General features: G+C 72.5%; 11 protein-coding genes. 5 read left to right on the top strand and 6 right to left on the bottom strand.

Annotation, left to right across the window (positions count from 1 at the left end; genetic code table 11):
- Positions 1–178: 178 nt before the first annotated feature.
- On the bottom strand, positions 179–1411 hold the full coding sequence (locus ABTZ58_RS17605) for a M20 family metallopeptidase (protein WP_351357238.1): 1233 nt from the start codon (positions 1409–1411) through the stop codon (positions 179–181).
- A 297-nt stretch (positions 1412–1708) separates the two neighbouring features.
- Here ABTZ58_RS17605 and ABTZ58_RS17600 point away from each other — a divergent pair, with 297 nt between their 5' ends.
- On the top strand, positions 1709–2395 hold the full coding sequence (locus ABTZ58_RS17600) for a class I SAM-dependent DNA methyltransferase (protein ID WP_351356839.1): 687 nt from the start codon (positions 1709–1711) through the stop codon (positions 2393–2395).
- 470 nt (positions 2396–2865) lie between these two features.
- Here the strand turns inward: ABTZ58_RS17600 and ABTZ58_RS17595 are convergent, their stop codons facing one another.
- Genes ABTZ58_RS17595 through ABTZ58_RS17580 form a run of 4 tightly spaced genes read right to left on the bottom strand, consistent with a single transcriptional unit; the run spans position 2866 to position 7728 of the window.
- Positions 2866–4056, bottom strand: a complete 1191-nt coding sequence (locus tag ABTZ58_RS17595) for a ferritin family protein (RefSeq protein WP_351356836.1) — start codon at positions 4054–4056, stop codon at positions 2866–2868.
- 47 nt (positions 4057–4103) lie between these two features.
- A complete protein-coding gene (locus ABTZ58_RS17590; protein ID WP_031119834.1) occupies positions 4104–5042 on the bottom strand; it encodes an N-acetylneuraminate synthase family protein in 939 nt (312 codons plus the stop codon).
- A 14-nt stretch (positions 5043–5056) separates the two neighbouring features.
- Positions 5057–6322, bottom strand: a complete 1266-nt coding sequence (locus tag ABTZ58_RS17585) for a cytidylyltransferase domain-containing protein (RefSeq protein WP_351356833.1) — start codon at positions 6320–6322, stop codon at positions 5057–5059.
- Between the two features lie 35 nt (positions 6323–6357).
- Complete coding sequence (locus ABTZ58_RS17580; protein ID WP_351356830.1) at positions 6358–7728, bottom strand: DUF6716 putative glycosyltransferase; 1371 nt, start codon at positions 7726–7728, stop codon at positions 6358–6360.
- Positions 7729–7926: 198 nt separating this feature from the next.
- Between ABTZ58_RS17580 and ABTZ58_RS17575 the strand changes: the two genes are divergently transcribed.
- From ABTZ58_RS17575 to ABTZ58_RS17560, 4 genes are all read left to right on the top strand, one after another.
- The gene (locus tag ABTZ58_RS17575; protein WP_351356826.1) at positions 7927–8913 is read left to right on the top strand and encodes a glycosyltransferase family 2 protein; all 987 of its coding nucleotides are present in this window, start codon (positions 7927–7929) and stop codon (positions 8911–8913) included.
- The gene (locus tag ABTZ58_RS17570; protein WP_351356824.1) at positions 8913–10247 is read left to right on the top strand and encodes an alpha-2,8-polysialyltransferase family protein; all 1335 of its coding nucleotides are present in this window, start codon (positions 8913–8915) and stop codon (positions 10245–10247) included. Before ABTZ58_RS17575 ends, ABTZ58_RS17570 begins: the two co-directional genes overlap by 1 nt.
- 178 nt (positions 10248–10425) lie before the next feature.
- Positions 10426–11580: an acyltransferase family protein gene (locus ABTZ58_RS17565; protein ID WP_351356821.1), complete on the top strand. Its 1155-nt coding sequence runs from the start codon at positions 10426–10428 to the stop codon at positions 11578–11580.
- A gap of 63 nt (positions 11581–11643) precedes the next feature.
- Entirely contained in the window at positions 11644–12564 is a 921-nt protein-coding gene (locus tag ABTZ58_RS17560) for a class I SAM-dependent methyltransferase (RefSeq protein WP_351356818.1), read from the top strand.
- Positions 12565–12687: 123 nt separating this feature from the next.
- Here the strand turns inward: ABTZ58_RS17560 and leuE are convergent, their stop codons facing one another.
- Complete coding sequence (gene leuE, locus ABTZ58_RS17555; protein ID WP_351356815.1) at positions 12688–13335, bottom strand: leucine efflux protein LeuE; 648 nt, start codon at positions 13333–13335, stop codon at positions 12688–12690.
- Positions 13336–13341: the final 6 nt, after the last annotated feature.

The following is a 13341-nucleotide window of genomic DNA, read 5'->3' as shown; positions in this document are numbered from 1 at the left end:
GGTCGAAAGGTGTACTCGGGGACACGGCGCGTGCCTGCTCGTCACGCGCACCAGGCTGCCCCCGGGCTGCGCCGCTCGCAACCGGGGGCGTCCCGTCGTGGAGTTCCGGGTTGTCGGCTCGTGCCGCGCCTTTTTCGTGGCAGGTCGCGCAGTTCCCCACGCCCTGAGGGGCGCCGGGTCAGCGGAGGCCGTTGACCAGGGCCGCTGCGGTGAAGAGTTCCACGCCTACCGCGATGGCCGACTCGTCGACGTCGAAGTCGCCCTGGTGGAGGTCGCGGATCTGGCGTTCGCCGGGGGTGCGGACGCCCAGGCGGGCCATCGCGCCGGGGACGTGCTCCAGGTACCAGGAGAAGTCCTCGCCGCCGAGGCTCTGCTCGGTGCCCACGACCGAGTCGACCCCGCGCCGGGCGATCATGGCGTCGCGCAGCAGCTCGGTCACGCCGGGCTCGTTGACGACGGGCGGGACGCCGCGCACGTAGTTGATCTCCGACTTGGCGCGGTGCAGGTTGGCGATCTCGTCGATCGCGGCGACCACCACGTCGGGGGCCTGCCGCCACGCCTCGATGTCGAGGCAGCGCACGGTGCCGGAGAGCTCGGCGTGCTGCGGGATGACGTTCGGCGCGTGTCCGGACTCGATGCGGCCCCAGGTGATGGCGAGCCCGCTGCGGCTGTCGAAGCGCCGCCCGACCAGGGCCGGCACGTCGGTGACCACCCGGGCCGCCGCGGTGACCAGGTCGGTCGTCAGGTGCGGGCGCGCGGTGTGGCCGCCCGGGCCGTCCAGGCCGATCTCCAGCCGGTCGCAGGCGGAGGTGATGGGGCCCTCCCGGAGCCCGATCTTCCCGGCGTCCACCCGGGGGTCGCAGTGCACGGCGATGATCGCGCCGACGCCTTCCAGCGCCCCGCCCTTGATGGCGTCGGCGGCGCCGCCGGGCAGCACCTCCTCGGCCGGCTGGAAGATGAGCCGGACGGGGCGCGGCAGCTGGCCCCGCTTGTGCAGTTCGGCGAGGACGAGCCCGGCGCCGAGGACGACGGTGGTGTGCACGTCGTGGCCGCAGGCGTGCGCGCGGTCGGGCACGGTCGAGCGGTACGCGCAGTCGGACTTGGTGTCCGGGATGGGCAGGCCGTCGATGTCGGCCCGCAGGGCGAGCATGCTGGGACCCCCGCCCCACTGTTCGCCCGGTACGCCGATGTCACAGACGAGCCCGGTCCCGACCGTGAGGACGCGCGGCTTGAGGCCGGCCCCCTCCAGCCGTTCCTTGATCGCCGCGGTCGTGCGGAACTCCTGGTTGCCGAGCTCCGGGTGCATGTGCAGATCGCGCCGGAACGCGATGAGCTCGTCGCGCAGGGGGTCGGGAAGCGCGCCGGGAAGCACGGCTCCCGCGGGAAGGTCGACCTCGGACTCCAGTGACATCAGTGGCTTCACCCTCTGAAGGGTAGGGCGCCCATGTGGTCGCCCGACCCTGGATCGACAAAACTTCAACCCGTTAGGGGAAGAAAATATGACTGCCGGACGCATAGCTATCGACTGAGCTGGGTAAACTTGCCGCCTTTCCGACCGAGTCGGCGGTCGCGCCACTGGCTGTGACTTCGGCCACACCCGACTCGGAGCTCCGGGTATCCATCCATCCTCCTTCACGGATACCACGCCCTGCGCGCCGAACACGGGCGCGTTCATCTGGCGGACGCGTGCGCCGATAGGGTGCGCCCCGTGCGCGCCGACAGCCCCGAGTTCCTCGACCCGATCCGAGCCTCGTACGACGCCGTCGCCGAGGCCTACGCCGCCGAGCACCCGGACAGCCTGGCCGGGAGACCGCTGGAGAGCGCGCTGCTCACGGCGTTAGCGGGGCTGGCCGGTGCGCGAGGGGGGTCCTCGCGGCCCCCGGTGGCCGACCTGGGCAGCGGCCCCGGGTACGTGACGGCCCGGCTGCGGGACCTCGGGCTGCCGGTGTTCGGGGTGGATCTCTCGCCCCGCATGGTGGCCCTGGCCCGCCGGGCGCACCCGGACCTGCGGTTCCACGTCGGTTCGATGACCGCGCTGGACCTGCCGGACGCGTCGCTGGGGGGCGTCGTCGCGCTCTACTCGATCATCCATGTGCCGGACGGTCACCTGCCGTCGGTCTTCGCCGAGTTCCACCGCGTCCTGGTGCCGGGCGCGCCCGTCCTGCTCGCCTTCCAGTCCGGCACGGTGGACGGGCACCGGCGGCTGACGGAGCGCTTCGGGCAGGAGATCTCGCTCGACTACTACTGGCGTACCCCGGAGTCGGTGGCCGACCGGCTCCGGCAGGCGGGTCTGGAGCTCTACGCCCGGGTCGTACGGGAGCCCGAGGACGAGGAGAAGCTGCCCCGCGCGTTCCTGCTGGCCCGGAAGCCGGGTACGGCCGACGGGTCCGTCTGACCCGGCCGACGGGCGGCCTCGCGGGTCCGACCGGGCGTCCGGGTGGCCGCCGCGCGGGCCGCCGCCCCGGGCTGCGGACCGCGGGCCGCCCCGGGTCCGGCGCACCGGGTCCCCCCTCACCGCGGGCATCCGGCGCCGGCGGCGCTCCGGGACGACGAGTGTGACGTCGTGCAGCGGCTACGGGCCGCCGGGCTGCGCGGCCCGGGGCTCCGCCCCCCAGAGCCACCTCGGCTCGCCTTGCCCGGCACCACGCGCCCGGCTCCGGCTCCGGCTCCGGCTCCGGCGGGTCGCCTCCCCGGATCTCCCCCACGTTCCAGTCACCTCGGCCCGTCCCCGCCCGGAACCCGTGCCCGTGACCGCAGCCCAGGGGCCGTGGCCGCGACAACTCGTAGCAGCCCGGCGACGACCGGTCCAAGACCACGGCCAGCCGGTCGCCGTGGGCGTCGGCCGGACGATCGGTCGTCGGTGGTCTAGCCCGCCGCCACCGCCCCCGTCGTGCCCGCCGGGCCGGTGCGGCCCGTGGGGCCCGGCAGCGTCGCGAAGGTCGCCGTGTGCGGCGGGGCGGTCGGGTCCGTGGCGGGCGCGGGATCCGGGGTGTGCGTCGGGGCCGCCGTCGTCAGGCCGTGGGCCTCGCGGGCCGTGCCCGTGACTCCGGAGAGGAAGCCCTGGGCGCGGGGCGAGGCGTGTTCGGTCAGCCAGGCCGGGTCGATGTCGCACACCGCGACGCGCACCTCCGTCCCGGACAGGGCGAGCGGGAGGGTGTGGACGACCGTGGACGGGAAGCTGAGGATGGTGCGGCCGATGGGGCCGCGGCGGGCGATCAGTTCCAGGGGGAGCTCGGGCCGGACGATCTCCAGGCCCGTCTCGACGGCCAGCCGGTGCAGCTTGTCGGTGCTCTCGCGGCGGTGGGCGAAGTAGCGCGTGGCGCCGTGGGCCGTGGCCAGGGCGCGGACCGCCTCCAGGTAGCGGCCGTCGTCCACCACGCCCGTCTCCACCAGGGACGTGCCCACCATGTCCGCACCCCTGGTGAGGCGCGGCGGGCCGAAGCGGGCCCGGGTCCAGGCGAAGGTGTTGGCCCGGACCGTCACGCCCGCCGGGGTCTCGTCCATCGGCATGGAGGAGAAGATCTCGACTCGGCGGCTGTCGCCCGGGGTCAGACGGCGGCGTGCCGCGGCCGACACCGGCGCGAAGAGGAGGTCCCGCGGGCCGGGACGGCCGCCCTTGCGGTGCCAGCGCACCAGGCGTTCGCCCCGGGCCAGCTGCCCGACGAACTCCATCGTCGCCGTGCCGTCGTCGACGACGACCAGGTCACGGGCGCGGGTGATCGTCAGCAGCAGCTGGACGTAGCGGGAGAAGGGGTCCCCCAGGACGACGCGGCCCGCCCTGCGGAGCGGGCCGGCCAGGCCGCCGACGGTCTGGAAGGGAGCCAGGGGCCCGCCGCGCGCCTCCTCCCAGCGGACCTCGTGCCCCTCCTCGCGGGCCAGGTCGGACATCCGTCGCAGCTGGCCGCGCGTCATCGGGTCGACGGGGGACAGCACCACGAGGGTGAGCCCCACGCCGGGGGCGTGCGCGTGCGCCCACTCCAGCACGTTCAGCAGCTGTACCGGGCTCTCGACGAAGGCGAGAGTGTGGGGGCCGGCGTTCCCGGCGCGGGGGCTCATCGACGTACGACCGTCCCGTCGTAAGGGGGGTTGTGGAGGTGGTGCGCTCAGACGCCGACCGGCTCGCCCGCGGCCGTGGCGATCTCCGCCTCGGCGACCACGCCGGCGACGCGGCGCAGCTTCTTCATCGGGCCCAGCTCGGACTCGTAGACCTTCTTGACGCCGTCGCCGAGGGAGGCCTCGATGGTGCGGATGTCGCGGACGAGGCGGGTCAGGCCCTGCGGCTCGACGGAGGCGGCCTGGTCCGAGCCCCACATGGCGCGGTCGAGGGTGATGTGACGCTCGACGAAGGTGGCGCCCAGGGCGACCGCGGCGAGGGTGGTCTGCAGACCGGTCTCGTGGCCGGAGTAGCCGATCGGGACGTTCGGGTACTCCTGCTGCAGGGTGTTGATCACGCGCAGGTTGAGCTCCTCGGCCTTGGCCGGGTAGGTCGAGGTGGCGTGGCACATCAGGATGTTGTCCGAGCCGAGGACCTCCACCGCGTGGCGGATCTGCTTCGGGGTCGACATGCCGGTGGAGAGGATCACCGCGCGGCCGGTGGCGCGCAGGGCGCGCAGCAGCTCGTCGTCGGTGAGGGAGGCGGAGGCCACCTTGTGGGCGGGCACGTCGAACTTCTCCAGGAAGGCGACGGCCTCGGTGTCCCACGGGGAGGCGAACCAGTCGATGTTCTTCGACTTGCAGTAGTCGTCGATGGCGCGGTACTCGTCCTCGCCGAACTCCACGCGGTGGCGGTAGTCGATGTAGGTCATCCGGCCCCAGGGCGTGTCCCGCTCGATGTCCCACTGGTCGCGCGGGGTGCAGATCTCGGGGGTGCGCTTCTGGAACTTGACGGCGTCGCAGCCGGCCTCGGCGGCGGCGTCGATGAGCTTGAAGGCGTTCTCGAGCTCGCCGTTGTGGTTGATGCCGATCTCACCGCAGACGTAGACCGGACGGCCCGGGCCGACCTCGCGCGAACCGAACTGGCGGATACGGGAGTTGGTGCTCATGGCAGGAGATGTCCTTACTTGGTGAGGGAATCGAGAGAGGGGCCGAGGATCCAGCTGGCGATCTCTCGGATCGCGCCGTCGCCACCGGGGACGGTGGTGACCGCGCGTGCGGCGCCGCGCACGACGTCGTGGGCGCTCGCGACCGCCACGGGCCAGCCCACGAGGGCGAAGCACGGGAGGTCATTGACGTCGTTGCCGACGTAGAGCACGCGCTCCGGCGCGATGCCCTGCTCCTCGCACCACTGCTTCAGCGCGAGGTCCTTGCGGTCGATGCCGTGCAGCACCGGGAGCTTGAGCTTCCGGGCCCGGGCGGCGACCACAGGGTTCTGTTCCGTGGACAGGATCAGCATCTTCAGGCCGCTCCTGCGCAGGGCGGCGATGCCGAGTCCGTCCCCGCGGTGCACGGAGACGAACTCCCGTCCGTCGGAGTCGACGAGCACCCGGTCGTCGGTCTGGGTGCCGTCGAAGTCGAGGACGACCGCGTCGATGTCGTCGGCGGTCGGGAGCGCGCCGGGCCGGTCCGCGTCGAAGAGCGGGGCGAGGGCCCGGGCGCGGGCGAGGTCGTGCGGGTCGTCGATCTCCAGCACGCGTGCCGGGTCCGTGCGGACCAGTTCGGTGCGGCCGAAGAAGCGGTGCCGGTGCTCGCGGAAGCCGGTCGCCTCCATGGCGTAGGCGGCGCCGGTCTCCAGCAGGTCCTGGGGGCGGTCCTGGCGGCGGGGCCGGAAGGACTTGTCGTGGTTGACGCCGTAGCCGCCGCCGGCCGCGGCGTCGGCCTCGGCCTCGCTCTTGGCCGTGGCCTCGTCGTCGGCGTCGCGCCAGACGAACCCGTGGAAGGGCGCGACGGTGACGGCGGTGTCGGCGCCGTTCTCGGCGATCGCGCCGGCGACCCCGTCGATGTCCTCGCGGACGAGGAACGGGCTGGTGCACTGCACGAGCAGCACCACGTCCACGGGCGTCCCGTGCAGGGCCTCGTGGGCGTCCATGGCGTGCAGGACGGCGGCCTCGGAGGTGGCGGTGTCACCGGCGATGGCGGCCGGGCGCAGCACGACCTCGGCGCCGGCCTGGCGGGCGGCGGCGGCGATGGCCTGGTCGTCGGTGGAGACCACGACGTCGGTCACGAGCCGCGCGGCGCGGCATTCGCGGACCGCCCGCGCCACCAGCGGCACGCCGCCGACGGGCAGGAGGTTCTTCGCGGGCACGCCCTTGGAGCCGCCGCGTGCGGGGATCACCGCGAGCACGCGGCGCACGGAGGCGCCTTGGCCGGCTTCCGGTCGGGACATCGGGTCTACTCCTTGGGCAGGGGTCTCTTGGCGGCTCACAGCTCCCCCATCCGCCGGATGACGGGCGCCACGCGCTGCACGCCGTGCCGGTAGGCGCCGCGCGCCGCCCGGCGCACGATCTGCCGGACCGGTCCGGGCTCCTTGTCGGCTGCGGGGGCGCCGGGCAGCGGCGTGCCGTCCGGGCCGAGGTGGTGGCGGGCGAGGATCCCGGGCAGGTAGCCGGGGGCGGTGGCGGGGGTGTAGTACGGGGTCAGCGGGGGCAGGCCGCCGGGCCTGCCGAGCAGCTCGGCGATGCGCTCGCGGGCCGCGTCGAAGGCGGAGTCGTAGGTGCCGTCGGCCACCACGCCCTGCCGGGAGACCCACTCCTTGTCGGGTTCCGGGCGGTGTCCGGCGTCGAGCTGGTCCCAGGAGGCGAGGCAGCCGGAGCCCACGAAGTGGTGGTTGCCGAGCGACTCGCGCACGCCGAGGTCGGTGAGGACGACCGTGGGGATGCGGCGGTGCAGCGACTCCAGGGCGGCGGTGGAGCTGACCGTCACCAGCAGGTCGGTCCGGTCCAGGACCTCGCCCATGTTGCCGTACACGAGGCGGAAGTTGGCCGGCGGATCGAGCCGCTGGACCAGCTTCTGGTAGGGCAGTTCCTCGATGTGGGTGGTGTGTTCGCCCGGCTTGGAGCGCAGCTTCAGCAGCACCTCGCGCTCGGGGTGCCTGCGGGCGTGCTGCACCAGCCGGTCGAGCAGGTAGGTGCGGTCCTTGCGGCTCTCGGGGACCGAGGGCTGGGCGGCGAAGACGACCGTGTAGGGCCTGCGCCCTTGCTTCGCAGAGGGGTCGTGTTCGCCGGTGTACGACGCGCCGCCGAGGAAGGGCAGGGCCACCTCCGTCACCGAGGAGGCGTCGGCGCCCACTCCCTCGTACACGGCCCGGAAACGCTCCGCGTCCTGACGGGAGTTGGCGAGGACGAGGTCGGCGCCGTGGCGCAGCAGCAGGCCGTCGGCGAGCTTCTCGTAGACGACGCCGACGTAGCCGGTGACGACGACGGGCCGCGAGGTGCGGTCCTCCCAGACCCGCTTGAGGCCGTGCAGCATCGCCTGCACACCGCCGCCCACCAGGGACAGGACGAGGACGTCGTAGGACTCCTCGGCCATGACGCGCAGGAACTCGACCGCGGTGACCTCCCGCAGCGAGTCGGCGCGCACGCCCACTTCCTGGAGCTGGCGCGGGGTGGGCGTGGCCCGGCCGCGCAGCAGGAAGCCGTCGAGGACGGGGCCGACTTGCGCGTCCTGACGCGCTGCGGTTTCCATGGACGGTCCCGGGGCGATGCGGTGCGCGGTCAGCGCACCCCATTTCCATCGGGTGTCGGAGTCCGCGAGGACCGCGATGCGCGGGCGGTTCGGTGTACTTGCTGGCACGTCGATGACGCTAGGAAGCGAATCCTAGGTATGGCGGAACCGCGACTCAACGAGAAGTTAACAACACCCCTCCGGGAGCCGAACTGGCCCGCTGGAAAGCGGTAAGTACACGGGGTGCACCGTTCTGACACATGGAGTTCACCCGGTGTACCTTCACCGGAAAGTTCCGCTGCCGGGCGGGCTCCTAACGTTTTGCGGGTGCCTAAGCTTTCCGTGATCGTGCCGTTCTACAACGTGCAGCAATATGCCCCGGACACCCTCAGAAGCCTTCGGCTGAACGCCGACCGCGATTTCGAGTTCATCCTGGTCGACGACCATTCGAAGGATGAAACCCCGGCCATTCTCGAACGGGCGGCCGAGGAGCTCTCGGACGTCGCGCAGGTGCGTTACATCCGACACGAGAAGAACGGCGGCCTCGCCACCGCCCGCAACACCGGCCTGGACGCGGCGCAGGGCGAGTACCTGACGTTCCTGGACGGTGACGACTGGCTCGCCCCCGGATATCTCACCGAACTGGTGTCCGCCATCGACGGGTTGGGGTGCGACTTCGTGCGCACCGACCATGTGCAGGCCACCGCACGCGCCCGGTCCGTGCACCGGGTGCCGGTCGGGCGCCGCTGGGAGGTGTTCGACCCGCGTGAGGCGATCCTGCCGGCCCACCGCTCCACCTCGGTGGACTACGCCTACGCCTGGGCCGGCGCCTACCACCGCCGCCTGGTCGACAAGGGCCTGCTCCACTTCACCGACGGGCTGCGCACGGCCGAGGACCGGCCGTGGATCTGGAAGCTGCACCGGGAGGCGGAGTCGTTCGCCGTGGTCAGCCTGCTCGGCGTGTTCTACCGGCGCGGGGTGGCCTCGTCGCTGACGCAGATCGGCGATGTCCGCCAGCTCGACTTCATCCGCGCCTTCGACCAGGTGATCGAGGAGACGGCCGCGGACCGTGAGGCCGGCCGGCTGCTGCCCAAGGCGGTGCGGACCTACTGCGCGATCATCGCCCACCACCTCTCCAACGAAGACAGGTTCGAACCGGCCGTGGCGAGGCAGCTGCGGTCGATGAGCGCGGCGGCCATCAAGCGGATGCCGCAGGACGCGCTCCGTGACGCACTGGAGGCCATGGACATGGACCGCGCGTCCAAGCTGCGGCGGCTGCGCCGCCGGGTGACCACGACGGGAGCGGCCGCCTGATGCCCGGGACCACTCAGATCTTCTGCGCCTCGACGCTCTACGGCGTCGCCACCCTGGCCGCCGCGATCGACTCGGACCTGTTCGAGGAGCCGGACCGCCGGGTGCTGCTGGTGTTCAACAACGCAGCGACCCCGGAGACCACCCCGGCCCTGGACGAGATGCCGGGCTTCGCGCCGCTGCGCGAGCACTTCGACGAGGTGCTCTCCTGGAACGAGGCCATCCGCCCCTTCCACCCCGGGGCCTGGACCCCGCGCGCCGACGACGTGCCGCTCTTCGAGCGCTACCTGCGGATGCTGTGGAACCTCGGTGACGACCGCGTCAGCCTGGTCCTGGAGTCCATCCAGGTGGCGCCCGCGCTCACGGTGGCCCAGTTGTTCACCGACGCCCCCGTCGACGTCTACGCCGACGGCCTGATGAGCTACGGCCCCACGCGCAACAAGCTGGACCCGCTGGTCGGCACCCGTGTGCGGCGGCTGCTCCACCTGGACCTGGTGCCGGGGCTCACGCCGATGCTGCTGACCGAGTTCGGCGTGCCGGCCCACCTGGTGCCGACGCCCGCGTTCCTGAAGGTGCTGGGCGAGGTCACCGAGACCGTGCCCGAACTGCCCCACCTGCCCGGCGACTCGGCGTTGCTGCTCGGCCAGTACCTGTCGGCGCTGAACATCCTCTCCCCCGAGGAGGAGGAGGACCTGCACGTGCGGATGATGCGGGGCGCCGTCGCCCGCGGCCACCGCACCGTCGTCTTCAAACCCCACCCGACCGCCCCGGCCCGCTACAGCCGCGCCCTGGAGACCGAGGCGGAGAAGCTCGGCGTGGACCTCACCGTGCTGGACACGCCCGTCCTCGCCGAGGTCCTCTTCGACCGCGCCCGGCCCGCGCTGGTCGTCGGCTGCTTCTCCACCGCCCTGTTCACGGCGTCGGCCTTCTACGACCTGCCGGTCGCCCGCATCGGCACCGAGCTGCTGCTGGAGCGGCTGACGCCCTACCAGAACAGCAACCGCGTCCCCACCACCCTGGCGGACGCACTGCTGCCCGGCCTGGAGAGCGGCACGGAGGGCGACGTCCTGCCCGCCGAGCGGCTGCCCGGTCTGCTCACCGCCGTCGGATTCACCATGCAGCCGCAGATCTATCCGGAGCTGCGTGACCAGGCCGAGCAGTTCCTCGCCCGGCACCTCGGTCCGCGCACCCGGCGCTACTTCAAGAAGCGCCGCCTCACCTCGCTCGGACTGCCCGGGGGAATTCCGCAGCGGCTGGCGTTCCTGCCGCGCAATTCCACGGCGCGCCGGGTGGTCCGGCGGGCGCGGGCGCTGCGCAACAAGGCGGTACGCCGCTGAAGAAGGTGCGCCCGGCCGCCGGTCACGGCGACATCCAGATGAACCCATGGAAACCGGCAGGCGAAGCCTGTCGCCATCGAACACGATTCCGTCAACTCTCGTCCTAGGGTGACAGGCGCCCTGCCCGCGCACAGGCGGCCCAGGTAAAGGACATACGAGCCACACAGAGGTTTCCAGCGTGACCGAGACGGTCGTCAGCCCCCGCAAGCCCCGGCCCGGTCCCGCCGTGCCGGTCGAACCACCGGGCGCCACGACCGTGCCACGGCGCCGGGAGAGGTCCGCAGGCCGGATGCGCGCCCTCGACGGCCTGCGGCTGGTGGCCGCGCTCATGGTCGCGGCGTACCACTACGGCGGGCGCGACGGCGAGGTCGCCGAGGCCTGGGGCTCCTCGCCGAAGCTGCAGTTCCCCACGCTGCACGAGTTCCTCGCCTACGGCTGCCTCGGCGTGCAGGTGTTCTTCGTGATCAGCGGGTTCGTGATCTGCATGAGCGGCTGGGGCCGGCCGCTGAGGTCGTTCTTCGCCTCCCGCGCCTCCCGGCTGCTGCCCGCCTACTGGGTGGCGGTCCTGCTCGTCACGGCCGTCTTCGCGCTGCCGGTCGTCGCCTACGAGGCGGTCTCGCCGAGTGACGCGCTGGTCAACCTCACCATGCTGCAGATGCCGCTGGGCGTGGACCGGGTGCTCGGGGTGTGCTGGACGCTGTGGGCGGAGGTCCGCTTCTACGCGTTGTTCGCGCTGTGCGTCGTACTGCCCGGGGCCACCCGGCGCCGGGTGATCATGTTCTGCGCGGCCTGGACGCTGGCCGCGGTGGTCGCCGACAACGCGCACATGCCGCTGCTCGACATCGTGCTGATGCCCGAGTACGCCCCCTTCTTCATCGGCGGTGTCGGGCTGTACCTCGTCCACCTCGACCGGCGGGACGTCTACGGCTGGGGCATCGTCGCCGTGAGCTTCCTGGTCGGGCAGCACTACGCGGTGCAGGACCTGTGGCACGCACCGGAGGCGGGCGGCTTCTCGTACCGCTCCTCGCTCGGCATCATGCTCGTGGTCACCTTCGGCTTCGTGGCGGTCGCGGCGATCGCGCTGGGCTGGCTGCGCTGGGCGAACTGGCGCTGGCTGACGGTGGCGGGGGCGCTGACGTACCCGTTCTACCTGGTCCACGAGCATCTCGGCTGGGTGGTGATCCACGCCCTGCACCGCGGCCTGGGGCTGCCGTCGGCGGTGACCTTCTCCCTGACGGTGGCGTCGATGCTGCTTCTGGCGTGGTTGCTGAACAAGTATGTGGAGAAGCCGCTGACACCGCGGCTGCGGGAGCTGCTGGCCAAGGCCCGCTGAGCTGTTCACGGGCCGTTCAACCCACCGTCGGTTCGGGCAACGCTCACAGAGAAGGCTCGTCTCATGACCAACGCGCAAGCGACCGACAAGCACCCCGGCGAACTGGCGGACGTCCCGGGCTGGTTCCCGGCGCTGGACCAGATGCTCTTCACCTGGTTCCTGGAACGGCAGCAGAAGCAGGGGACCCGCGGCGACCTGCTGGAGATCGGCGTCTACCTGGGCAAGAGCGCGATCCTGCTCGGCCACCACCTGCAGCCGGGCGAGACGTTCACGGTCTGCGACCTGTTCGAGGGCGACGCCCCGGACGGGGCCAACCAGGCGGAGGCGGCGAAGTCGTACTCCTCGCTGACCCGGCAGGCCTTCGAGCGGAACTACCTCTCCTTCCACGACACCCTGCCGACGGTGATCGCCGCCCCCAGCTCGGTGGTGCCGGCCAAAGTGGCCCCGGGCACCTGCCGCTTCGTCCACATCGACGCCTCGCACCTGTACGAGCACGTCCACGGCGACATCGGCGCGGCCCACGACATCCTGCGGCCCGACGGCATCGTGGTCCTCGACGACTTCCGCTCCGAGCACACGCCGGGCGTCTCGGTCGCCGCCTGGGAGGCCGTCCTCAACCGCGGTCTGCGGCCGGTCTGCCTCAGCACGCAGAAGCTGTACGGCACCTGGGGCGATCCCGAGCCGCTCCAGGAGGACCTGCTGCGGATGCTGCGTCAGCGCACGGACGTCGGTCTGAGCGTGCAGGAGGCGGCCGGGCACCGGCTGATCCGGACCCGCTCCCGGGGCATCAAGCCGCCGCCCTTCCCGACCTCGCGGCACTACGTGGCACCCGTCCCCGTGCAGGCTCCCGCCACCGAGGTCGCCCAGGCCCGTGCCGCGCGTCCGGCCCGTCCCGCCCCGTCCCGGACCCGCCGGATCGTCAGGGACCTGCTGCCGCCCGTGGTCACCCGGGCCGTACGGCGGGCCCGGGCGAGGCGGTCCTGACGGCGGGTCGTCGGACGCCGGGGCTGTACCTCGTCCACCCCGACGGCTACCTCGGCTGGGCGGGCGACACGGCGGCCGGGCTCCCCGGCCACCTGGCCCGCTTCGGCCCCTGGCGGCGAGGCGTCACGAACTCGCCAGCGACAGCTTGACCGCGAACCCCAGGAACAGCGCGCCCGCCGCCGAGGTCGCCCCCGCCGACAGGCGCCTGCGGCGGCGGAAGGCCGCGGCCAGCCGGGTGCCGCCGAAGATCAGCGCGCTGAGGTACAGCACGCTGGCGAGCTGGGCGAGGACGCCGAGGACGACGAAGGACAGGGCCGGGTAGGCGTACGCCGGGTCCACGAACTGCACGAAGAAGGCGACGAAGAACAGGATCGCCTTCGGGTTGAACAGACTGACGACGAAGGCCCGCCGGAAGGGCCGCTCCTCCGCGGGCGCGGCGCCCTCGTCACGGGCGGTCCGCTCCCCGCGCGTCCGCCACATGCCCCAGGCGGCGCGCAGCATGCCGATCGCCAGCCAGGTCAGATAACCCGCCCCCGCGTACTTCACGATCCCGAACAACACGGCGTTCGCCTGCAGCAGCGAGGCGACCCCGGCCGCGGACAGGGTCATCAGCACCGTGTCCCCGCACCAGACGCCCGCGGCGGCGGTGTACCCGGCGCGCACGCCACGGCGGGCGGCCACGGACAGCACGTACAGGGAGTTGGGGCCGGGCAGCAGAATGATCAGGACGAGGCCCGCCAGGTAGGTGGGCAGATCGATGACACCGAACATGGAAGG

Source organism: Streptomyces sp. NPDC094143 (genome assembly GCF_040303825.1).
GTDB lineage: Bacteria > Actinomycetota > Actinomycetes > Streptomycetales > Streptomycetaceae > Streptomyces.
This window is presented reverse-complemented; position numbering and strand designations above follow the sequence as displayed.

Coding starts and splice junctions, on each gene's coding strand:
- leuE (WP_351356815.1), bottom strand. CDS start 13,335: ATGTTCGGTGTCATCGATCTGCCCACCTACCTGGCGGGCCTCGTCCTG.
- ABTZ58_RS17585 (WP_351356833.1), bottom strand. CDS start 6,322: ATGTCCCGACCGGAAGCCGGCCAAGGCGCCTCCGTGCGCCGCGTGCTC.
- ABTZ58_RS17605 (WP_351357238.1), bottom strand. CDS start 1,411: ATGTCACTGGAGTCCGAGGTCGACCTTCCCGCGGGAGCCGTGCTTCCC.
- ABTZ58_RS17570 (WP_351356824.1), top strand. CDS start 8,913: ATGCCCGGGACCACTCAGATCTTCTGCGCCTCGACGCTCTACGGCGTC.
- ABTZ58_RS17595 (WP_351356836.1), bottom strand. CDS start 4,056: ATGAGCCCCCGCGCCGGGAACGCCGGCCCCCACACTCTCGCCTTCGTC.
- ABTZ58_RS17560 (WP_351356818.1), top strand. CDS start 11,644: ATGACCAACGCGCAAGCGACCGACAAGCACCCCGGCGAACTGGCGGAC.
- ABTZ58_RS17590 (WP_031119834.1), bottom strand. CDS start 5,042: ATGAGCACCAACTCCCGTATCCGCCAGTTCGGTTCGCGCGAGGTCGGC.